Below are 23,744 nucleotides of genomic sequence, written 5' to 3'. Positions count from 1 at the left end.
AATTACAGACATAAAAAAACCCCAAGTTGAACTTGAGGCTTTTTAAATTTTGGAGCGGGAAACGAGACTCGAACTCGCGACCCCAACCTTGGCAAGGTTGTGCTCTACCAACTGAGCTATTCCCGCAATATGGATGTGCATTATAGAGAGTTTCATCAAACTGTCAACACTCTATAATGCAATTGCTGAATTAATCAGCACGGCGCCAGATTGTCCCTTGGCGATTGTCTTCCAAAACTACACCCTGATCTAACAAGGACTGACGAATTTCATCCGCTTTGGCAAATTCTTTGGCTTTTTTCGCATCTTGACGTTGTTGAATCAAATCTTCAATTTGCTCTTCAGACAAAGCCAAAGCCTCTTGCCCAATATCAGACTTCAGGAACTCTTCAACATTGTGTTGAACCAAACCTAGAATATTGGTTAAATGACGCAAAGTTGCATAGTAAATCGCCGCTTGTTCCGCTTGTTGCTCTTTCACGGCACGGTTCAATTCTTTGTTGACTTCAAACAATACCGCAATGGCCTCAGCGGTATTGAAGTCATCACGCATGGCACTATTGAAACGCTCAAGCAATGTTTCATCTAAGGTACCGACTTGTGTATCGCCATAGGCTTGTTGATAAGCTTTAAATGAATGATAGAAGCGTGACAGTGCTGTTTTTGCTTCTTTTAAAGCAACATCAGAGAAGTTCACAGGGCTACGATAGTGTGAAGACACAATGAAGTAACGAATCACTTCAGGATGGAACTTATCCATCACATCGCGAATGGTAAAGAAATTGCCCAATGACTTCGACATCTTTTCGCCATCAACGTTGATGAAACCGACATGCATCCAGTAGTTGACATACTGCTCGCCAGTTGAAGCCTCAGACTGTGCAATTTCATTTTCATGGTGCGGGAACATGAGGTCTGAACCACCACCATGAATGTCAAAATGGTTCCCTAGGCAGCAAGTCGACATCGCAGAACATTCAATATGCCAGCCCGGACGACCTTTGCCCCACGGCGAAGCCCATGCAGGTTCATTTTCTTTGGCATGTTTCCAAAGTACAAAGTCAAAGGGATGTTTTTTCTCAACTTCAACATCGACACGTTCAGATGCACCCGCTTGCATATCTTCCAGTTTACGACCCGAAAGACGACCATATTTGGCGAATTTTTCCACTTGGAAATACACATCACCATTGGCAGATGGATAAGCAGTACCCTTTTCAACCAAGTTGCCAATCATGCTTTGCATTTGATCAATATAATCCGTTGCACGCGGTGCTTCATCTGGATGTAGGCAGCCTAGATTTTCAGCATCTTCATTCATAGCTTGAATAAAGCGGTCTGTCAACTGAGTAATCGACTCGCCATTTTCATTGGCACGTTTAATGATTTTGTCGTCAATGTCGGTAATGTTACGTACATATTTCACGCTCCAACCTTGGCTACGCAGGAAGCGAATAATATAGTCAAATGCAACCATCACACGCGCATGTCCAATATGACAGTAGTCATACACCGTCATACCGCAGACATACATATCAATATGTCCCTCAACACGAGGTACGAATTCTACTTTTTTGCGTTGCTCTGAGTTATATAGAACAAATGGTTGCATAGCGATTCAAAAGACTTCAAATATAAGAATTGATCATCTTAACCTAAGCATTATTTTTCATAAAGTTTTCAGAAGATTTTTCTTTCAATTATCTCGCCACTTTTCATTCATACGCAACTGATACTAAATTTTCTTCATTCAGGTCTTAAAGGGATTATTGGTAAATATTGGCATTGCATGATGCATTTACTAGGGATGAACATGTACATGCTCGCAATGCTCATGGCTATGAGGTTTTGGCGCTTCATGATCTGTTCGAATACAACAGCCCTCGACATACTGACTGGTGCCATCCACATAAAACTCCTCTTTCCACACAGGAACTTCATGTTTTACCCGTTCTACCGCTTCCTCACAGGCTTGAAAGGCTTCACGGCGGTGCGCAGCGTAAGCCATTGCAATAATGGCAGTATCACCAATATCTAAAGCACCAATACGATGCACCACTCGAACATAAGACACTCCATATTTTAATTGGATTTCTTGTTCAATTTGACGAATCATTTTTTCAGCGACTGGTGCATAAGCGGTATATTTTAACGCTTTTACAGCTTTGCCTTGATGGTGATTCCGCACTGTACCAATGAATATGCCAATGCCACCACACTCAGGAAAATGCTGAATGCCATCAAAGTCATTTTGGCTAAAAGTCACTGTTTGAATCCGTGGAAATTGTTTTAATTCCATATCAACCCCCTGCCACAGGGGACAACAACACCAAAGTACAATCTCGACTTAAAATGGTCTGCCTTGGAACAATGTCTTCACCCATTGCACAGGCACAGCGCTCCAATAATGTGTGGACAGCTGGGTATTGAGCAACGACATCCTTTAATACCGCTGCAACTGATGAATCAGGCTCACATTGCAGCGTTAAATTGGGGGGTAACTGGCGTTCAATCGCACCAAAAGCTTCGATCTTCACTCTAATCACGTTGTTTAATTCCTGAGTCATCCTAACCTCCAATCATATGCATACTGATTTTTCGCACGGGCTGATGCAACTGCTGTTTTTGAATAGCATGAAAGCCTTGCTCTTTATGCCAAACATAAGTTGAAAGTTTCCCCTCTAAAACAAAGGATTCATGCTGATTAATTTGGGCAAGTTGTTGAATGTCTGATTTTAAATTTAAGCCTTGCTTAGCAAAAAGACAATTATAAAACTCACCCTGTGCATTCAACCGCAGTCGATCACATTCCCCACAAAACGAGTTGCTAATGGTGGAGATAATCCCAATGTTCGCACCATCCACTCGATAACTACGTGCTGGATTGGCACCTTGTCCTTCAAGCACTTGCACCGTAAATTGCGAGCTGAGTTGGGACAAAATCTCTTGTTCAGTGACAACATCGGCTTGCGACCAATTTTGATCGCCATCTAAAGGCATAAACTCAATAAAACGTAGTTCTACCTTTTGCTGCTTTGCCCACTGCACCAAAGGGACAATTTGATCGTCATTGATGCCTTTCATCAGCACGGTATTGATTTTGATGTTAAAACTAAGCTGTTGTGCAGCCTGAATGCCTTCCAACACTGTATGTAGTTGTTTCTTGGTGAGGTGTTGAAATTGCTCGGCATCTAAACTGTCTAGACTAATATTTAAATCATCTAACCCTGCTTGCTTTAAAGCAACGGCATATTGTTTTAAATAATGACCATTGGTGGTCATGGAAATACGCTTCAACCCCTGTTTTTTTAGGCTTTGTAACTGTTCGATAAAATGTACCACACCTTGGCGCATCAACGGTTCACCCCCCGTGATACGAATTTGCTCAACGCCATGCTGCACCATAAATTTGCAAAAATGGTAGAGTTCTTCAAAGCTGAGCAAGTCGTGTTTTTTCATCCATTCGGGATGTTCTGGCATGCAATAGACGCATTTAAAATTACAACGATCCGTCACCGAGATTCGTAGTTTGCGCTTTTCACGTCCAAACTGATCTTGGAATACTCTAACTGCAGATACATGGGTCATGCTGTTCATCTGTCTTACCTATGCGTCCTTTGAGCGATGTGGGTGCAGTTCATATTTCACGCCCTATTTTCTGAAGTATATTTTGCAATAACTGTTCCAACTTTGTGCACTTTCTAAATTTTGAGTATTTCAGTTCACCGCCGCAATGAGTGATCACTGCTGCATACATTTATAATCTAAATAAAATAACGACTCCCTCTGAATTTATTTCAAATGATTGTTTTTATAATAAATTTAGTATCAACATGAATACTTATTTGGTTCTTTTATAGATTTTTATTTAAACAGTCAAATCAGTTTATGGCAACATCTTCTACTCTCGACACAAACCTCCTCTCTTCAATATCTGAGGTATTCATAAAAAATTGAGTTGCCGATGCTGTTGTAGCTCATCCAAAGAGTTGATGCTATGAAAAAACAGTGCATGATTTTTAAATCGTGCCACTTGTGGGTGCAGATCTGCAAAACACTGCCTTAAACTGCGCTGATTTTGCTCAAGGTGCTGAATCAATGTCGGCAAACTGCTCCGTTTTAACAAACAAAACGGATACAGTGCACGGTCATTGATTTCTACAATAACGACACCACAGTTCGGATCTTGTTGCATCGCTTGATGTAACCGTGAAAACACTTTTTTCGGAATAAAAGTTACATCACAGGGTACGAACAGCACATAGTCTGATTGCACATGTGTCCATGCACTTTTCATCCCCATCAAAGGCCCTTGAAAGCCTGTTGTCTCATCTTCAAAAAAACCAATCGACGGAATCAACCGCTCATAAATGGAATGATCCCTATGGCTGTTGACCCATACCTTGGTTGCACGTGACTTTAACTGCTGATGAATTTTGATAAGTTGAATTTCATCATCAAATTTTTGCAAGAGTTTATTAATGCCATTCATACGACGCGCCTGACCGCCCGCCAAAATGACAACTTCAGTTTCTGGGTAGCTCACGGGTTTGAATATTTTTCTTTTCATTCGACATCCTCCGTTTGACAAGCTTTGATCAGACCTCGAATTTCAGGTAAGCAGGAACCGCAATTGCCTCCTGCCTTTAAGCATGCAGTGACTTGTTTTTCATGGGTGATATTTTTTTCTTTAATGACATCGATAATACGATTTTTCCCAACTTTAAAACAGCTACAGACCAGTGGGCCATCGCTATTAGTCATTGACATGGCTTGCCCTGCCAATAAAGCCTTCCGATGCATCGCGCTTAAGCGTTCGCGCTTAAACAGACTTGCCACCCAGTCTCGATCTGGCAATAAGGCTTTGGGCGCAATATACAGACTCGCAATGAGGTGGCCATCTTGTAACACCAAACTATGACTAATATGAGCGGTTTGATCTTCTACATTGAGCCATTCAAAACTTTCATCATCAAAAGGCAATAAAGCTTTGAGTTGTTCGGTCGTTTCCGTAAAACGTCGACGGTCTGCCAACTCATAACGAATAGCTTTGGACGTTTTGATTTTGGTCCACCAAATGCTTTGTTCAATGCTTTGTTGCACCAAATGTTCAAAGCCCGTTCTGACATAAAACACGCCCTGCCATTGCGTATAAAACGGATGAATCATCACAGGGGTATGTTTGAACTCAGGTTCTCCCGAAATAGCATCCACTACAGGATTCACCACTTTGCCAATCCGTGCATCAGATGCGAATTGATCACTCCAGTGAATCGGTGCAAAAATCTGTCCTCGGCGGATATTGTCACTGACCGTGGCACGCAGTACGCAATTTCCCCAAGCCGATTTGATCTCTACCAGTTCTCCATCTTTCAAACCATATTTCAGGGCATCATTTGGGTGAATTTCACAATAAGGTTCTGCTTTATGAGTGCTTAAATTGGCTGATAAACCTGTACGCGTCATGGTATGCCATTGATCACGGATGCGCCCCGTATTCAGCACCAATGGATACTCACTGCTAATTGGATTCACCGCACCAACTGCCGTTGTTGCAATAAACTTGGCTTTACCATCTGGATGACTAAACTGACCATCTTTAAATAATTGTGCAAAAATGTTTGGCTTGGTTTGGCCGTTTTTCAAAGGTACAAGTACAGGCCACTGCGTCGGTTCAAGTTCTTGGTAGTCATCAAATGAAAGTTCCGTAAGGCCTGCCAAATTAAAATAGCGGAATGTTTCAGTCGATGAACGTAAATCGATTTCTGCATTTTGATAAGCTGAAAGCTGGGCATGTTCTTTGAAAATGTCATGGCTACTTTCAAAGTCAAAACCCTGAAATCCTAACTTTTTCGCCACTTGTGACACTGACCACCAATCCGCTTGTGCTTGGGCTGGTCGTTCTAAAAAGGCTCGCTGTCTGGAAATCCGGCGTTCTGAATTGGTGACTGTGCCATCTTTTTCTCCCCAACCCAATGCAGGCAGCAACACATCGGCATATTGCGTGGTATCGGTATCTAAACAAATGTCTGACACCACCACAAACTCACATTTCTCTAGTGCACGTTTCACCTGATCAGCATTGGGTAAACTCACCACAGGATTGGTCGCCATAATCCAAATGGCTTTAATTTTTCCAGCTTCGACCGCTTCAAAAAGGTCGACAGCTTTTAAACCCACTTGCTTTGCAATGGTTGGACTATGCCAAAACTGTTGAACCAATTGTTGATGTTGTGGGTTATCCAAATCCATATGGGCAGCCAACATATTGGCAAGTCCACCCACTTCACGTCCGCCCATTGCATTCGGCTGGCCCGTCATCGAAAAAGGTGCAGCGCCCAATTTGCCAATTTTGCCCGTTAACAAATGACAGTTGGTAATGCTATTGGCTTTATCTACCCCACGTGAAGACTGATTCACACCCATTGAAAATAAGCTCATCACTTTTTCTGTTTGAGCAAATTTTTCAAAAAAGAGTGCTAATTTTTCAACAGAAATCCCCGTCCGTTCGCTCACACTCGCTATTGATGCTTCAGATGCACTGCTTGCCAGCGCTTGCTCTAGGCCTTGAGTATGCTTTGCAATAAAATCGGTATCGGTATAATGATTGGTTGCTAAATACTGTAATAGACCATTGAACAGTGCGACATCCTGCCCCGGTAAAATTGGTAAGTGTAAATCAGCCGCCTCACAGGTTGCAGTAAAACGCGGGTCAATCACGACGACAAAAAGATCTCGCTCCTCTTTGGCTTTCATGATACGCTGATACATCACAGGATGACACCAAGCTGTATTTGAACCGACTAAAACCACCATATCAGTGTGTTCAAAATCACTGTAACTGGCTGGAACTAAGTCTTCCCCAAAAGCACGTTTATGCGCAGCAACGGCTGAAGACATACACAACCGTGAATTGGTGTCGATATTGGCTGTACCCAAGTAGCCTTTAACAAATTTATTGACCACATAATAGTCTTCAGTCAGCAGTTGACCTGAGACATAAAAAGCTATACTTTCAGGCCCATATTGATCGATATAATGTTGAAATTTGTTGGCGATTAAGTCTGTTGCGGTGTCCCATGAACTTACCTCACGTTGCGGTTTACGCCCCAACATGGGATGTAAGACGCGCGTTTCTAAACCTACCGTGTCGGCTAAATTACTGCCTTTAATACACAACTTTCCGAAATTAGATGGATGCTGGGCATCACCCACCACAGAGACTTTTTGCCCTAAAGCCGTTTCTTCAACAGTTGCTGTTACCCCACACCCCACCCCACAATATGGGCAGGTGGTTTGTGTAGTTGTAATCATTTTTTCTGTGGAGCTATGCAGTTCCATTACAGGGATACTATTCATTTCTGCTTCGCTCCTTTATCTATGGCAAATACTTAAAATCACCCCCTCCTTTTTAGAAGGGGTTAGTGGAAGGTTTTACCCTGCTTTTTTTAATGCAAAATCTTTACCAAATAACAATTTATTTCGAATTGAAGAAATTGGGGTTTGATCGGAAATAAGTTCTGCATACCAAACACCATCTTCGGTATCACCAAACAACACCGCGCCAATGACCTTATCCTTTTGAATAATAATGCGCTTATAAATCTGACGTTTTTCATCATTTAAAATGATGTCTTCAAAGTCATCCTTCGGTTCAAAATTACCCGCTGAGAACACATCACAGCCACTTACCTTTAACTGTGTTGGAACAGTTGGTGCTTTAAAGGTAAGGCTGCCATGCTCTGCTAAATGTGAGGCACAAATGAACGCCTGCCCCCAAAGTGGCTCAACCAAGCCAAAAGTCTGGCTACGATGTTCAATACACTCCCCCACGGCGTAAATACTTGGATCAAAAGTCTGCATGGTGTCATTCACCAACACACCACGGTTACAGCGCAGTCCTGCACTTTGTGCAAGTGCCATGTTCGGACGAATACCAACTGCAAATACCACAAGATCCGCCTCTAGGACTGTACCATCTTTCAAGCGAATTTGAGTGACATGACCATCTATACCCACCAATGCTTCAGTATTGGCCTCAGTAATAATGGAGATACCCTTTTGTTCAATACTATGGCGTAGCATTTGGCTGGCTTTACTGTCTAATTGGCGCTCCATAATACGATCCATCAGATGTAAAACCGTGACATTCATCCCGCGTTGTTTGAGGCCATATGCAGCTTCAAGTCCCAACAGTCCACCACCGATTACCACGGCATTTTTCTTGGTCTTGCAGTAATCCAGCATGGTGTTGATGTCATAGATATCTCGGAAACTAATGACACCTTTCAAATCCGCTCCAGCAATTGGAGGAATGAACGGTTTCGAACCTGTCGCTAAAATTAAACGATCATAATCAACCACTTCACCTTTTTCGGTATAGACCTGCTTACGAGGACGGTCTATACGTACCGCAGGATCACCCGCAATGAAACGAATGCCTTTGTCGCTATACCATGCATGTGGATGCAACATGATGTCGTCAATGGTTTTATCTCCTGACAATACAGGCGATAACATAATACGGTTGTAGTTTCCCCAAGGTTCTTCACCAATCACTGTCACTTCATAACGGTCTGGTGCCATGTCGAGTAAATCTTCCAAACAACGCATCCCCGCTAGGCCATTACCAACCAGCACTAACTTCATTTTTTCCTGAGATGCACCTGTGTTGGTGATGTAGGTTTTTTGTGGTGTCGGACTAATCCACACTCGACCATTTTCAATTTTACTTGGAAAAACCAATAGTTTCTGATCTTTATCTTCCAAACAACGTCCTGTCGCCAAACTAAAATGCTGTTTGTAAATCGGGGATGCCACCACCCGCTCACCTTGTAAATCACCAATAATGCCGCGCGACATTACAAAAGCTTGGCTAAATGGATCCTGATTGCTCAAGGCATATACCCGCTTTTCAGCACCGACACGAAAAATAGCAATTTGCTGATGTTCAATAAGTGCACCTACGCCTGTATTTGGCGTTAGATCATCTAGCGCACAGACATCAACCCAATCTAGCTCATTCATTTCTTTTAAAATTGTCATCATCTTGATCCTTTTAAACTTATTCATTCATTTAGTCCCTCTATTTTTGCTTTTGAGAGAGTGCTGAAGAAAGAAGTTTGAATATCCTAATTTGTTAAGCTTCAACCACTGGAATACGGCTACGATCTCGTTCAGCCTCAGTTTTAGGACGAATCTGGCCACGAACTTCTGCAAACTGAATATGCGGATCTTGTTGTTGCTCAGCTTTGGCATTGATGAAAGTCACGAAGCGTTTACGTACTTCTGGGTCTTCAACAGCCGTACGCCATTCATCTTGATAAGTCCCCACCACATGGCTCATACGACGTTCTAGTTCAGCAGCTAGACCTAAAGAATCATGCACAACCACATCTTTGAGATAATCTAAACCACCTTCCATGTTGTCGCGCCATACCGAAGTTCGTTGTAAACGGTCTGCGGTTTGCACATAGAACATAAAGAATCGGTCGATGTATTTAATTAAAGTTTGGGTGTCAAGATCCGAAGCCAATAACTCGGCATGGCGAGGCTTCATCCCTCCATTTCCGCAGACATACAGGTTCCAGCCTTTTTCAGTGGCAATCACACCGACATCTTTACTTTGCGCTTCGGCACATTCACGGGTACAGCCTGAAACAGCCATTTTTAATTTGTGCGGCGAGCGCAGTCCTTTGTAGCGGTTCTCTAGGAAAATAGCTAAACCAACCGAGTCATCCACACCGTAACGACACCATGTGCTGCCGACACAAGACTTCACTGTACGCAGCGATTTCCCATAAGCATGGCCTGACTCAAAGCCCGCCGCGATGAGCTTTTCCCAAATTTCAGGAAGTTGGTGAATTTGCGCGCCAAACATATCGACACGTTGCCCACCAGTGAGCTTGGTATATAGGCCATATTCTTTAGCAATTTGCCCCACAGCAATTAAGCCATCAGGCGTCACTTCACCACCTGCCATCCGTGGGACGACAGAATAAGAACCATCTTTTTGAATATTGCCTAGGTAGTAATCATTGCTGTCTTGTAGACCTGCATGGCTTGGTTTTAAAACAAAGTCATTCCAACACGACGCTAAAATATTGGCTGCAGTTGGCTTACAAATATCGCAGCCCAAACCATGACCATGTTGTTGGATCAGGTCATCAAAAGTTTTGATTTCATTAACCCGTACCAAGTGATACAGCTCTTGACGTGAGTAAGCAAAGTGTTCACAGATATGATTATTGACCGTAACGCCTTGGCGTTGTAATTCAGACTTCAATACTTGAGTGACCAGTGGCGCACATCCACCACACGCAGTGGCTGCTTTGGTACATTTTTTTAGGGCACCTAGAGACGTTGAGCCCTCGGCGATTGCACTGCAAATATCGGCTTTAGATACGTTATTACATGAGCAAATGGTTGCACTGTCTGGCAATAAATCAACTCCACTGCCGCCAGATTTACTTGAGGATTGTGCATAACCCGGCATGATTAAACTTTCAGGATTTTCTGGAAGCACTAATCCATTCAGCATCATTTGTAGTAAGTCGTTGTACTCTTTTGCACAGCCCACTAAAACTGCGCCAAGTAACTTGGTTTTTTCGCCGTTCACCACGATTTTTTTATAAACTTGTGTATCTTCGTCGGCATAGAAATAACTGAGTGCATTCGGTGTCATCGCATGTGCATCGCCGACAGAAGCCACATCAACGCCCATCAGTTTCAACTTGGTGCTCATGTCTGCACCCGCAAATTCAGCACAAGCTTGTTCAGTGACATGTTTTGCTGCAATACGTGCCATGTCATAGCCCGGTGCCACCAGACCATAAATTTTGTTTTGCCACAGTGCACATTCACCAATGGCATAAATATCTGGATTTGACGTTTGGCAATAATCATTAATCGTGATCCCGCCACGCTCTCCAAGCGTTAAACCGCTTTGACGTGCCAACTCATCACGTGGGCGAATACCCGCTGAGAACAAAATGATGTCTGTTTCAAGCTCAGAACCATCTCCAAATTTCATCACATGCTTAGTTGCAGTACCTTCCTCAATCGATGAAGTTGCTTTTTGGGTATGGACTTTTACGCCTAAGTTTTCAATTTTTGCACGTAGAACCTTTCCGCCCAAGTCATCAATTTGGACTGCCATGAGACGCGGTGCAAACTCAACCACATGGGTTTCCAAGTTCAAATCCCGTAGCGCCTTAGCGGCTTCTAGGCCCAGTAAACCACCACCAATGACCACACCCGATTTCGCATTAAGACTCGCAGCACGAATCGCATCTAAATCTTCAATGGTTCGGTAGACAAAGCAGTTTTCACGGTCATTACCCGAAATAGGCGGAACAAAAGCGTATGAACCTGTTGCCAAGATTAGTTTGTCAAAACTAAGAACATCACCATGATTCGTCGTCACCGTTTTATGGCTTTGATCAATTGCAACCGCTTTGGTATTTAAACGTAAATCTATGCCATAAGCATCAGCAAAATCTGCACGACAAAGGGTTAAATCCTTTGCTGATTTACCACTGAAATATTCAGTCAAATGTACACGGTCATAAGCCAAGCGCGGTTCTTCGGCCAAGATGGTAATTTCAACATCATCACCCACATGTTCGAGTACTGATTCGATAAATTTGTGGCCAACCATGCCATGACCAATCATGATGATTTTCATATTCTTTCTCCGCAATATTTCATTTGTTCTGCCTAAGCCTTGAGGCTTGGGTTTAATCTCTTTATTTAGTTTTGCGCTTCAGCAATGCTACGATCATGTACTGCTTGTTCGAATAAGCGCTGTTCCTTTTCTTTATGCTCAACAGAGAAGCGAATCATGAGAACAAAACTTGCAGCGATGACCACCAAGCCACCTAAAATCATCAGTGTGGTTTGAATATCCAACATACCTTTGAGTAGGAAACCTGCTGCCACTGCACCCACGTTACCCCCTGCGCCAATAATGCCTGCCACACCGCCTAAGGCATCACGATCAATAAAAGGTACCAAAGCATAAGTTGCACCACATGCCATGTGCGTGAACAATGCGAAGACTGTCATTGCGAGTATCGCAAAGATAGGGGTATTCATTTGAGAGAATAGGACGAGGAAAAGGCCTTCCAGCAAAATCATGCCAAACAACACTTTGGTACGACCATCAAGCCCTTTTTTGGTTGCGACTTTGTCTGACACAATGCCGCCCAGAGCACGAGCGAACAATGCCAGTAAACCGAAAATACCAGCCGCCATCCCGGCTTCTTTTAAACCAAAGCTAAAGTGGTCAACGTAGTACATCGCGACAATGTTATGAATAAAAATTTCAATCCCGAAACACGCGGCATAGGCACCAAATAGAATCCAAACACGGTAGTTTTTCGCAGCATGCATCAGAATCGCTACACCACCTTTTTTATCTGAACCAACACTGACACCCTCTGCACGAAGTTCTTTGAAGTTGCCTTGTGGGCAGTCTTGGGTAAATTTCCAATACATCAAACCCACGATCAGCATCAAGACACCCGGAACAATCAGCGCAATTCTCCAGCCCATCGCTTGCTCTACACCAAACATCACCAAGGCACCGAGCATCAATGGCATGAGTACTTGTGTTGCACCACCGCCTGCATTACCCCAGCCTGCTGTCGCTGCGTTTGCAGTCCCGACTACGTTTGGCGCAAACATAATGCTGGTGTGGTACTGAGTGATGACAAAGCTTGCCCCAATCGCACCAATCAATAGACGGAAGAACAAGAAGGATTCATAGCTATTTGCAGACGCGACTCCAAAGACTGGAATGCTGCCGAGTACAAGAAGCGCAGTATAGGTTTTACGTGGCCCGTATTTATCACACAGCGGCCCCACAATAAGACGAACTAAAATGGTGATGGCTACAGCAGCAATATTAATATTGGCAATTTGATCTTTGGTTAAGTGAAATTCACCCGCAATCACTGGCATCAGCGGAGCACAAGCGAACCAAGCAAAGAAGCAGACAAAAAAGGCGAGCCAACTCATGTGGAAGGCTCTCATTGCTGCGCCGTTAAAACTGAAAAGACTTATTTTTGTTGCTTTTTTAGCATGTAAATTTGAAGACATAACCTTCTCCAGACTGAACTGAGCGTATAGTTTTTCTACAGCACAAACACTTGGGATGTAGAAGCGATCAGAACGGACGTCGTTGGCCGTCTTACAAATTTGATTTAGAGTCGTCTTTGACTCATTAGGGATAATGCAACGAGTGTGCCAATATTTATAATTAAATCTTAATATGTTGTATTTTAATATTTTATTTAAAATAAAATCTTATAATTCGATATAATCAGCTCTTTTTATTTTTAAAGCACAACAGCTAATTTTTCCGACTTTTTAAAACCCTGCTACCTCTTGGTGCATTTTGCATTATCGATGAGCATCTTTTTTCTCAAATAAACGACATTGCTTTGTTCTAAGCACGACATCTAGAAATTCTCCCTTAGATGTACAAATCGACTGTGAACATCAACACTTCAATTTACTGAATCCATATCCGTAAACTCTTTCATGAAAACTCCGATCACAACATATGCAACATGCATACTTTGTCTGTAATCGCGACCATAAAGATTGACTGCCTAATCCGAGATAAAGCTGGCATTTGTTAAGTTTGGCATTTAAATTGCTTGTACACTTTTAGATCTCATTTTCAGGTTTTCCTGAGCACTGTACAGTATGCCTAAACTGAAAATTGCATTGATTGATGACAATCAAGAACGCGCACAATATATTCGAAGTTCCCTCATCGAACATGATTTCGATGTAGTTGCCTGCCTGATTATCGATCACATCAATATTAGTCGTCTTGAACAATTAAGTGCTGACGTTATTTTGTTAGATATGGACCATCCGCAACGTGACATTATTGAAAGCTGTGTCAGCCAATTTAATCTACCCACTGTTTTATTTACTAAAAATAGCCATAAAGACACCATTAAAAGTGCCATAGATGCTGGAGTGACAGCTTATATTGTGGATGGGATCGATCCTTCAAAGTTAGAAAATATTTTAGAAATCTCAATCGAGCAGTTTCGTAAACACAAAAAGTTGCTCACAGACTTACAAGACACCAAAAATAAACTCGCCGATCGTAAAGATGTGGAGCGTGCGAAAGTCTTGCTGATGCAATTACATGGGCTATCTGAAGACGATGCCTTTCAATTGCTACGTAAAAATGCCATGAGCCACCGTATGACCATCGGTGAAATGGCAAGACGTCTGTTGGATGCTCAACAGCTTTTACAATCTCAACTCAAGGACTAAGTCATGGCTCAACTCGAAAAGTCACAACTTCATCTGGGCTATATCCCACTTTTAGACTGTGTCTCTTTACTATGGGCTAAAGAACGTGGTTTTTTTGAGGAAGTAGGCTTAGACGTAAGCTTAGTCAAAGAAGCGTCTTGGGCAAGCTTAAGAGATCGTTTGGCTTTTGGTTTTCTAGACGCCGCGCATTGTTTATCTGCCATGTTGCCTGCTGCTGCACTCGCTCAAGATCAACTCGGTATTCCGCTACAAACCCCTCTCGTATTAAGCTACAACAGTGCTTTTATCAGCTTAAGCCAAAAACTATGCTATGCGCTCGATATCAAAAAAACTGACGATGCAGCCACCACTGCACAGAAATTTTTTAGCGCCATGCAGTATGAACAGTATCTTCCGATTGCCCATGTGTTTAAGCAGTCTATTCATCATTATTGTTTACGTGAGTGGTTGGCGTTGGCCAATCCTGAATTTGCCAAACGCGTACATCTCCGCACTTTACCGCCGCCCTATATGGTGGAAGCCATTTCAAACCAATTGATCGATGGTTTTTGTGTTGGGGAACCTTGGAACACACAAGCGGAAATTCAAGGTTATAGCCAAATCATTGCGACTGGCTCAGACATTATTCCTCGCGTCGCAGACAAAGTACTGGCTGTGACTCAAGAATGGGCTATCTCCAATCCCAATACACTTTCAGCCCTCGTCCAAGCCATCCAAAAAGCACAAGTTGAACTTAAACAGATGCCGGATCTTGAACCTGTTTGGCAAGTCTTGGTCGATTACAACATCATTCGCTTTGCGTGTTCAGCAAGTGTTCACGTCGAAAAATATCACCTGATTCAGAACATCATTCGTGGTTTTATTCCAGAACAAGCCCAGCCGCAAGTTTCGGATTTTGTTTGGCTCACACAGCAAATGCAAAAATGGGATGATATAAATTTAGATAGTGATGAAATTCGCGGTATTAGTGAAAATTGCGTCCTTCAAACAAATTCTTGATTTTTAAATTATTACTATATGTTACTTGATACGTAATTACGCACCATTTTAAAACATTTATTCTGAAAAATATTTTGAAGTAAATCTGTGATCTAACTTTACTACCACTTTATCAGACATTTTTCTTTAGCTTCCATTTATCTGAGCGTGCTATTTACTCATGCGAAAAACACGCTAATATCTTTTAACACATGAAAACAATAGATAAATAATCTTCATCACAACTTCTTTTTTAAACGTCAAACTAACCCAAGGACAGCGGGGTGTATTATGTTTACCGAGGAAAATCGACATGTTTCTTTATTACATGCGATTAACAAAATACTGATTAAAGACTGGGATCCCCTGCGGATCTATCGTAATCCTGCACTACAAGATGAATATGAGGAATACTTACCCAGTTTATTTCGATTCATTTGCGAACAAGCCAGTGAAACTGAAATTTTTGAATATTTATGGTGGGTGGAAAATAAGGTTATGGAAGTCAAAGGGAATAAGACCCATACTTTAAAAATTGCACATTTGTTGAAAGATTTACAGGAAGACTAAGCAGATTTTACGCCTGCAAATGCTCAATCAAATCGGTCACCATGTTGCTGTTGACGCAATACTCTTAAGTCTGCAAGCCCAGTATAAATTTCTGCTGCAATCAAGTCGCGGAACTGCTGTAACTGTTCTAAGTTTTCAATATGCATCAAACTTTGTCTGGGCATAAACTTAAAATAAAAAGGCAAGCGTTTCGGAATCAAATGTTTCGGTAAAGATGGAATCACCTCCCCTTTACGCAGCAGGCGACTTAACTGCTGCACTTGTAGCAACTTTTGAAAATATTGGTGCTGAACAACTTTATTAGCATCAAAACCAATATCAAAGACTTCATCTCCGCCTAACGCGGCAAAGGGTACAATGTCATAGCCAAATTCTTGAGCGAGCTTTAAAAAGCCGTAGCGCTGTTTCCAAATCAGTTGATACTGTTCACCCTCACGTTTTAGAACTTCGCGTCCGCCACCAGGAAAAACCAAAATAGAATAGCCTTGTTGCATGGCTTCACGCACATAGGCTGGGACACCATCGACTGCACCAAATTTTTTCACCACACTACGCCACAGTGGCAAATAAAAATGGCTATGATCAGCAATACTGACCACAGCCACCTGATGCTCATTGTAGAGATAATCAATCAACATAGGTGAATCGAGCACACCATATAAGGAATGATTTCCTACATACATTGCAGGTTGTGATGCATCTAACTGTTCAGCACCGATAAATGTCGGTGTGAAATAAACTTTGGATAAAGCACTCAGGCGTTTAATCCATTTTGCATCATGCTCAACCTGCAACATACTGGCTTATGCGACGTGTTTTTTCACAAGCACAGCACCAACAGAGTAACCTGCGCCGAATGAACACAAGACACCGTATTCACCGTCATTGACTTGGTCTGCTGTGCGATGCAACGCAATGATGACACCTGCTGAAGAGGTATTTGCAAATTCATCTAAAATGATCGGCACTAAATCAGGCTGAGCATTTTCTTTGCCTACGACTAATTTCAAAATCAGCTCATTCATGCTGGCATTGGCTTGGTGTAACCAGAAACGCTTCACATCAGTCGGTGCAATGTTATTTTTCTCAAGTTGCGCTGTAATCATTTTGGCAACCAGTGGACAAACTTCTTTGAACACTTTACGACCGTCTTGAGCAAAACGATTATTTTCAATGTCTGCATCGACTTCACTTAAGTTTAGGAAACCAAAGTTATTGCGGATGTTGTTTGAGAACTGGGTGAATAAGTTAATGTCTTCAATTTCAAAACCAGTTTTGCTGTCGGTTTCTTCAATGATTGAAGCCGTTGCAACATCACCAAAGATAAAGTGGCAATCACGTGAACGGTAGTCGGTATGACCAGAGGTGATTTCTACATTCACCAATAATACACGGCGTCCGCCCGCTTTAATCGCATCATACGCTTGTTTAATGCCAAAGGTTGCGGCCGAACATGCCACGTTCATGTCGTAGGCATAGCCTTGAATACCCAATGCTGTTTGGATTTCAATTGCAACAGCAGGATAAGCACGCTGTAAATTAGAGCACGATAAAATTACCACATCGATATCTTCTGCAGTCACGCCTGCATTTTCCATCGCTTGTTTTGCAGCGATCACGCCCCATTCGGCTTGAATCGAGAGTTCATCATTTGAACGTTCATGTAACAATGGACGTAAACGCTTTGGATCTAAGATCCCTGTTTTCTCAACCACATAACGACGTTTTACACCAGATGCTTTTTCAATAAACTCTGCACTTGACCCACGACGGGCTTCCAACTCGCCCGAAGCAATTTTGTCAGCATTGTCTAAGTTATACTGTTCCACATAAGCATTTAAACTTTCAACTAACTCTTCATTGGTAATGATGTCTTCAGGATGATAAAGACCCGTACCTGTAATGCGGATGCCCATGTAAAACTCCTTCTTTAAATTACCTATATCTTAACTGATTCCAAGTTTTTCCCATACTTTTTGCAAGCGAGTCGGAGAAATGGGCATCTTTGTCTTCATCGGTTGAGAGAATAAAGAAATCCGAAACTCCTCAACCATGAAATACAATTCTTTAAGGCGAGTGTCATTTTTAAACTTAAATAATTTTTCCATCCACGGGTCAACTTGATCAATGGCAGAATTATCCCTCTGTAGGTTATTGGGCAGGCGCTCCAAACGCAAGACCAATGCTTTCAAATATCGAGGAAATTCAAGCCAAATATCGGAAGATTTCACATAAACAAAATTTGATAAGCACATCAAATCTAGCTGATCTTCAACATCATCAATATTTTTCCCAAACACAGCATCATCTAAAACCAACAGTTTTCGACGTATATCCTGCCATTGAATATAGATCTCTGTCACATCTGCCAGTGCTTTTTGCCCATGGGTCAGAAAAGTTTTTTTGACATTTGCAACCAAGTTTTCAAACTCTTGTGCGTTGACAGGCAGTTCATTGATCGACATTTGCAGTGTGGCATAAACTAACATTTGTTCCAGCTGCACCTTATCGCCCAAAGGTGAATACGCCAATGCCAACGGTTTGGAAATTTGCTTTTTCAACTGACGAACCAAATCCCCCAGTTGTATATGCACCAAACGGAGTACACCCTCACGGTGCTGTTTAGTTGCCTCAGCTTGATCATTAAAGGTCTGAATCACCACACCAGACTCATCCTTTTGTTCCAGTGCCGCAAAGGCCTTGGTCGGGACTAAAGCTTGATACTGCTTCACCACCACACCCGTCACTTTTTGTGATGCTTCAAACATAAAATTTTCAGGAAAAGTTTGGAACTCACCTTTGAGCTGTTTGACTGGACTATGAGTTTCTGTTCGACAGCGCGCTTTTAACTCAGACAAGTCACGACCTTGTTCAATCACACGGCCTTTGTCGTCAATGACTTTAATCAACGGCAATAAATATTGTTCAACCCGCTCAAAGCTAAAGTCTTTTTCAGAGATTTGTTCGCCACGCAACTGGAAGGCTAAAAAGCTAAAAATATGCTGCTGCAAATGCATCGCATCTACTTTCGCCATTAGCTTTGCAGCCGTATCAGGGATAGGCACCAAATGACGTCGTTTATCTTTAGGCAGCGCCTTGAGTAACGCCTCCATTAAATCCTGACGCCAACCGGGAATACCCCAAGACCACAAGTTTTCATCCACCTGAGGCAAAGCTTGCAACGGAATTTTTACTGTTGCACCATCTTCGTCATGGCTTGGATCAAAACGGTAACTGGCCGCAAGGCGCAGTTCACCATTGCGTAAAAAATCGGGAAATTGCTGCGTGGTTGGACGGTCGTTCAGCCATAGCGCATCATCATCGATAAATAAATAACGTGGGTTTTGCGGTTCAACCGTTGCGCGCCAGTCTTCAAAACTACGACGACTTGCGACCTCTTCAGGAACTTTAGCCGCATAAAACTGGTAAATAGTCTCTTCATCCACCACCAAATCACGGCGGCGTAGCTTATCCTCGACCCGCTCTACTTCTTCAAGTTTAAGCAGGTTGTGTTTTAAAAATGGTGGCGTAATGCCCAAATGCCCTGTCGTCAGTGCATCTCGAAGGAAAATTTCATGTGCTGCAACATGGTCGACTTTTTCATAGTTGATTTGACGTTTCGGCTCAATAATTAAGCCAAATAGTGAAATTTGGTCATAGGCATTGACCACACCTGCTTTTTTCGACCAGTGCGGCTCAAAATAGTGGTGCTTCAGCAAATCACCTGCTGCAAGCAAAATCCACTCAGGTTCAATTTTTGCTAGTGTACGAATGTAGACCTGTGAGGTTTCTACCATCTCAAAAGCCATGACCCAAGGCGTATTGGTCTTATGTAAGGTAGATGCTGGAAAAATGCGGGCCTTTTGCTGACGCACCGCCATAAACACATTGCGTTCATCGGTTTTATTGGCAATAAAAGACAACAAACCTGTTAAAAGTGCACGGTGTAAATTTTCATAACTGGCTTTTTTCTCATTAAAAGACAGCTTTAAGCCTTTTGCCAAATCAACCAATTGCTCATGAGTTTTCTTCCACTCACGTAGACGCAACCAACTTAAAAAGTGATTACGCGCAAAAGTACGGCGTTTGTTTTCACTCATGTCTCGGTTGGCAACCAGCGCTTCCCAAAGTTTGATATAAAATAAAAAGTCAGAATCGGCTTCGCGGAACAACGCATGTTTCTGATCCGCCTGCATTTGTTTATCCGCAGGGCGTTCTCGTGGGTCTTGTACTGCCAAAGCGGCAACAATCACCAAGACTTCATTCAACACTCCAAAATGTGCCCCACCCAAAATCATACGGGCCAAACGTGGATCAATTGGCATTTTGGCCATTTGTTGACCAATTTTGGTTAGTCCACCTTGTACGCCTCCTTTACCCACAGAAGAAGATGTTACGGACTGCTTTTCATCTGTAACTTTTGGCGGATTCTTATCAGACATTGCCCCAAGTTCAACCAACAACTTACGACCATCGTTGACTAAACGATGATCTGGCGGCTCAATAAAATCAAAATCTTCTAAAGCACCCAGCCCTAAACTTTGCATCTGTAAAATCACTGAAGCTAAGTTCGTTCGCTTAATTTCGGGTTCGGTAAACTCTGGGCGACTTTGAAAGTCTTCCTCAGAATACAAACGAATACATACACCTGGGGCAATACGACCACAACGACCTTTACGCTGATTTGCCGCTGCTTGCGAAACCGCTTCAATCGGTAAACGCTGTACACGTGAACGATAGTTATAGCGAGAAATACGCGCAAAACCACTGTCAATCACATAACGAATATTGGGTACAGTCAGCGCTGTTTCTGCAACGTTGGTGGCGATAATAATGCGTCGCCCACCACCTGATGGATTAAAGATTTTTTGTTGTTCAGCCAAGGCCAAACGTGCGTATAAAGTCAGAACTTCGGTATGTCGAGGCCCATGCTTTTGCAAAGTTTCTTGTAATTCACGAATCTCTTGTTCAGTGCTGGCAAAAATTAAAGTATCAGCATATTCAGGGTGACCTTTTTCTTGTGCATCCCGAAAACACTCCTCCACAGCTTGAACTACAGCACGAGGTAGATTTTCTTCAAAGTCATCAAACTCATCATCATCACTACCGCCAATGCTCATTTCAGATACAGGGCGATAACGTAGTTCGACTGGAAAGCTACGACCTTCTACTTCAAAAATAGGCGCATTGTTAAAGTACTGACTAAAACGATTTACATCTAAAGTTGCGGAGGTGATGATGACTTTTAAATCTTTACGGCGGGGCAAAAGCTGTTTGAGATACCCCATGATAAAGTCAATATTGAGTGACCGCTCATGCGCTTCATCGATAATAATGGTGTCGTATTTATTGAGATAACGGTCATTGGTCAGTTCTGCCAGCAAAATACCATCCGTCATTAAACGGACAATAGAATCCTGCGATCCTTGTTCATTAAAACGAACTTTAAAGGAAATTGACTCACCAAGTTTTTCACCTACTTCTTCCGCAATACGCTGGGACACACTACGTGCAGCCAAACGACGTGGCTGTGTATGCCCAATCAGACCCGTTAAACCACGACCCGCCAACATCGCAATTTGCGGTAGCTGTGTCGTTTTACCTGAACCTGTTTCCCCTGCAACGATAATCACTTGATGCTCTTGAATGGCATCAATTAACTTATCTGCATACTGCGTAACAGGCAGGTCTTGATTCAGTTTAATATTCGGAATGCGTTCGATACGCTCTAAAACTTTTAAATGCGACTGTTCAAATAATGCTTGATATTGCTTTTCGTTGGCATCTTTTCCTTTTTTGAGTCGGTTTAAACGATGACGGTCTTTGACCATCACCAATTGCTCTATATTTAAAGGACGCTGCACAGAAAAAATACCCACATCAAAAACATCAATCGCTTAGTTTACGTGGTAATACAGCGAAGCGAAAGTACAGCATAATTTTTTAATTTTAACTTTTTTTCAAATATCCCCTTGAATTTTAAGCCTAGGGACATCATGTCTGTAGACGAGTTGCGGAATAGATGATTTTGTCATTTGGTCATCATATTTATCATGCTAAATGAACAGAATGATCACATTCGCTGAAATAGTCTGGAGTAAGATTCGGTTTTTCCGATTCTTGTAATGTAAAAATACTGTTTCAGCAATAACAAAAATTTCGATACCCTATTCAACATTAAATACAACCCCAATCATGGAGACAATGATGAGCTTGATTAATACTGAAGTAAAACCATTCGCAGCTACTGCATATCACAACGGTCAATTTGTTGACGTAACTGAAGCAGATCTTAAAGGTAAATGGTCTGTAGTATTCTTCTACCCAGCTGACTTCACTTTCGTTTGCCCAACTGAACTTGGTGACCTTGCTGATAACTACGCTGAATTCCAAAAATTAGGCGTGGAAATCTACGGTGTTTCTACTGACACTCACTTCACTCACAAAGCTTGGCACGACACTTCTGAAGTTATTGGTAAAATCCAATACCCATTAATCGGCGACCCAACATGGACTCTTTCTAAAAACTTTGACGTTCTAATCGAAGCTGCTGGTCTTGCTGACCGTGGTACTTTCGTAATCGATCCAGAAGGTAAAATCCAAATCGTTGAAATCAACGCTGGTGGTATTGGTCGTGATGCTCAAGAATTACTTCGTAAAGTTAAAGCAGCTCAATACGTTCACGCTCACCCAGGTGAAGTTTGCCCAGCTAAATGGAAAGAAGGCGAAGCAACTCTTGCTCCTTCAATCGACCTAGTAGGTAAAATCTAATCTAAATTAGATTGAACACATAAAAAACCACGCTTTTTAGCGTGGTTTTTTATGGCCAAGATAACAGCACAATATGACAAGAAAGAGAAAAATATAGAATAAGAAAGAGCTATCCTTTATGCGTTACACATAATTCATGACTGGAATTCAGTACTTGTACCCGCTACAGTAGAATGAATACATGCAGCTCTTTGAAGAAGAAAAATGACTTATCAAGTTCATATGATTAATGTAAAAAACCAACTCCAAAACTATATTTGGCTACTGGAACACACCTCATCAAAGCAAGTCGTGGTGGTTGATCCAACTGAGGCTGGATTAGTTGAAGATTATTGCACTGAACATGGCTTAAACATTGCTCAAATTTGGCTGACTCATTGGCATAAAGACCATATTGGCGGTGTCTCTGACCTGATTGCGAGTCGGAATATTCCTGTGTATGGGCCACGTGAGGAATTATCTAAAATTCCATTCATCACCCATGCATTGATGGATGATGACTATTTTTCATTTCATGATTTACATGTCGACGTTTTAGCAGTTCCAGGCCACACACTGGGCCACATTGTGTACTTTATTGAATCTATCCAGACTTTATTTTGCGGTGACACCCTGTTTGCTATGGGCTGTGGGCGAGTGTTTGAGGGTACACATGAGCAGATGTATCATTCGCTCAATCGTTTAGCAGCTTTGCCTGCCGAAACCAAAGTCTATTGTACGCACGAATACACGCTCTCTAACGCGAAGTTTGCCAACCATGTCGAACCAGACAATATCGCTATTCAAGAGCGTTTAGACCGTGTCGAAACCATGCGCTATTTGGGCCAATGTACCCTTCCTAGCAGTATTGAGATCGAACTCGAAACCAATCCTTTTTTACGTACAGAAAATGTTGAAGAGTTTAAACGACTGCGTGACCTGAAGGATCAATTTTAATTGGTCTCCCCCTTCTAGAGACTGCTAACGAACGCAGTCTCCTATTATGTATGTATGCTTCTATTGAGTTAAAACGATCAGTTGGGGCTTCTACCCTTAACCTTTGAGCTCTCAAAATTTCAACCAATGCAGTTTCAAGCCACACGATGCCATAATCGAATGATCACGAGCAAGACTGAATGGCATTA

At 42.3% G+C, this 23,744-nt stretch carries 17 protein-coding genes and 1 tRNA gene; 5 read left to right on the top strand and 13 right to left on the bottom strand.

Going from position 1 to position 23,744, the window contains the following annotated elements; all coding sequences use genetic code 11:
• Positions 1 to 50 precede the first annotated feature (50 nt).
• The 10 genes from AC4CU2_RS05885 to AC4CU2_RS05840 form a co-directional block, all read right to left on the bottom strand.
• Positions 51 to 126 (bottom strand) — tRNA-Gly (locus tag AC4CU2_RS05885).
• Positions 127 to 190: 64 nt separating this feature from the next.
• Complete coding sequence (gene cysS / locus AC4CU2_RS05880; protein WP_490768427.1) at positions 191 to 1,612, bottom strand: cysteine--tRNA ligase; 1,422 nt, start codon at positions 1,610 to 1,612, stop codon at positions 191 to 193.
• 189 nt (positions 1,613 to 1,801) lie between these two features.
• The gene (locus tag AC4CU2_RS05875; RefSeq protein WP_148825788.1) at positions 1,802 to 2,299 is read right to left on the bottom strand and encodes a molybdenum cofactor biosynthesis protein MoaE; all 498 of its coding nucleotides are present in this window, start codon (positions 2,297 to 2,299) and stop codon (positions 1,802 to 1,804) included.
• Between the two features lies 1 nt (position 2,300).
• Complete coding sequence (locus tag AC4CU2_RS05870) at positions 2,301 to 2,567, bottom strand: MoaD/ThiS family protein (RefSeq protein ID WP_490768426.1); 267 nt, start codon at positions 2,565 to 2,567, stop codon at positions 2,301 to 2,303.
• Position 2,568: 1 nt separating this feature from the next.
• Positions 2,569 to 3,597, bottom strand: a complete 1,029-nt coding sequence (moaA, locus tag AC4CU2_RS05865; RefSeq protein ID WP_490768425.1) for a GTP 3',8-cyclase MoaA — start codon at positions 3,595 to 3,597, stop codon at positions 2,569 to 2,571.
• 346 nt (positions 3,598 to 3,943) lie between these two features.
• On the bottom strand, positions 3,944 to 4,570 hold the full coding sequence (gene mobA / locus AC4CU2_RS05860; RefSeq protein WP_039890087.1) for a molybdenum cofactor guanylyltransferase: 627 nt from the start codon (positions 4,568 to 4,570) through the stop codon (positions 3,944 to 3,946).
• A complete protein-coding gene (locus AC4CU2_RS05855; protein ID WP_490768424.1) occupies positions 4,567 to 7,359 on the bottom strand; it encodes a molybdopterin-dependent oxidoreductase in 2,793 nt (930 codons plus the stop codon). The genes mobA and AC4CU2_RS05855 overlap by 4 nt, the downstream gene beginning before the upstream one ends.
• A gap of 75 nt (positions 7,360 to 7,434) precedes the next feature.
• Positions 7,435 to 9,045 carry a nitrite reductase small subunit NirD gene (gene nirD, locus AC4CU2_RS05850; RefSeq protein WP_490769214.1) on the bottom strand — a complete coding sequence of 537 codons (1,611 nt, stop codon included), beginning with the start codon at positions 9,043 to 9,045 and terminating at the stop codon, positions 7,435 to 7,437.
• A 94-nt stretch (positions 9,046 to 9,139) separates the two neighbouring features.
• Positions 9,140 to 11,686, bottom strand: a complete 2,547-nt coding sequence (nirB, locus tag AC4CU2_RS05845; RefSeq protein ID WP_490768423.1) for a nitrite reductase large subunit NirB — start codon at positions 11,684 to 11,686, stop codon at positions 9,140 to 9,142.
• A gap of 65 nt (positions 11,687 to 11,751) precedes the next feature.
• The gene (locus AC4CU2_RS05840) at positions 11,752 to 13,101 is read right to left on the bottom strand and encodes an MFS transporter (RefSeq protein WP_058869915.1); all 1,350 of its coding nucleotides are present in this window, start codon (positions 13,099 to 13,101) and stop codon (positions 11,752 to 11,754) included.
• A 612-nt stretch (positions 13,102 to 13,713) separates the two neighbouring features.
• On the opposite strand from AC4CU2_RS05840, the gene AC4CU2_RS05835 reads away from it, so the two are divergent.
• The 3 genes from AC4CU2_RS05835 to AC4CU2_RS05825 all read left to right on the top strand — a co-directional run bounded on the left by AC4CU2_RS05835 (position 13,714) and on the right by AC4CU2_RS05825 (position 15,849).
• Positions 13,714 to 14,301: an ANTAR domain-containing response regulator gene (locus AC4CU2_RS05835; protein ID WP_004696311.1), complete on the top strand. Its 588-nt coding sequence runs from the start codon at positions 13,714 to 13,716 to the stop codon at positions 14,299 to 14,301.
• 3 nt (positions 14,302 to 14,304) lie between these two features.
• Positions 14,305 to 15,300 carry an ABC transporter substrate-binding protein gene (locus tag AC4CU2_RS05830; protein WP_242759352.1) on the top strand — a complete coding sequence of 332 codons (996 nt, stop codon included), beginning with the start codon at positions 14,305 to 14,307 and terminating at the stop codon, positions 15,298 to 15,300.
• A gap of 270 nt (positions 15,301 to 15,570) precedes the next feature.
• A complete protein-coding gene (locus AC4CU2_RS05825; protein WP_004696307.1) occupies positions 15,571 to 15,849 on the top strand; it encodes a hypothetical protein in 279 nt (92 codons plus the stop codon).
• Positions 15,850 to 15,872: 23 nt separating this feature from the next.
• Here AC4CU2_RS05825 and AC4CU2_RS05820 read toward each other — a convergent pair whose 3' ends face one another.
• From AC4CU2_RS05820 to hrpA, 3 genes are read right to left on the bottom strand one after another with little or no spacing between them, the layout of a single operon-like run.
• A complete protein-coding gene (locus AC4CU2_RS05820; RefSeq protein ID WP_242759354.1) occupies positions 15,873 to 16,646 on the bottom strand; it encodes a 1-acyl-sn-glycerol-3-phosphate acyltransferase in 774 nt (257 codons plus the stop codon).
• A gap of 6 nt (positions 16,647 to 16,652) precedes the next feature.
• The gene (locus tag AC4CU2_RS05815; RefSeq protein WP_004696303.1) at positions 16,653 to 17,765 is read right to left on the bottom strand and encodes a beta-ketoacyl-ACP synthase III; all 1,113 of its coding nucleotides are present in this window, start codon (positions 17,763 to 17,765) and stop codon (positions 16,653 to 16,655) included.
• 30 nt (positions 17,766 to 17,795) lie between these two features.
• Positions 17,796 to 21,713, bottom strand: coding sequence for an ATP-dependent RNA helicase HrpA (hrpA, locus tag AC4CU2_RS05810; protein ID WP_490769213.1), 3,918 nt, complete (start codon positions 21,711 to 21,713; stop codon positions 17,796 to 17,798).
• Between the two features lie 343 nt (positions 21,714 to 22,056).
• Between hrpA and ahpC the strand changes: the two genes are divergently transcribed.
• Complete coding sequence (gene ahpC / locus AC4CU2_RS05805) at positions 22,057 to 22,620, top strand: alkyl hydroperoxide reductase subunit C (protein WP_004982189.1); 564 nt, start codon at positions 22,057 to 22,059, stop codon at positions 22,618 to 22,620.
• A gap of 204 nt (positions 22,621 to 22,824) precedes the next feature.
• Positions 22,825 to 23,556, top strand: a complete 732-nt coding sequence (gloB, locus tag AC4CU2_RS05800; RefSeq protein WP_490768422.1) for a hydroxyacylglutathione hydrolase — start codon at positions 22,825 to 22,827, stop codon at positions 23,554 to 23,556.
• Positions 23,557 to 23,744 lie beyond the last annotated feature (188 nt).

The organism is Acinetobacter sp. 797_lipA, assembly GCF_058243025.1.
This window is presented reverse-complemented; position numbering and strand designations above follow the sequence as displayed.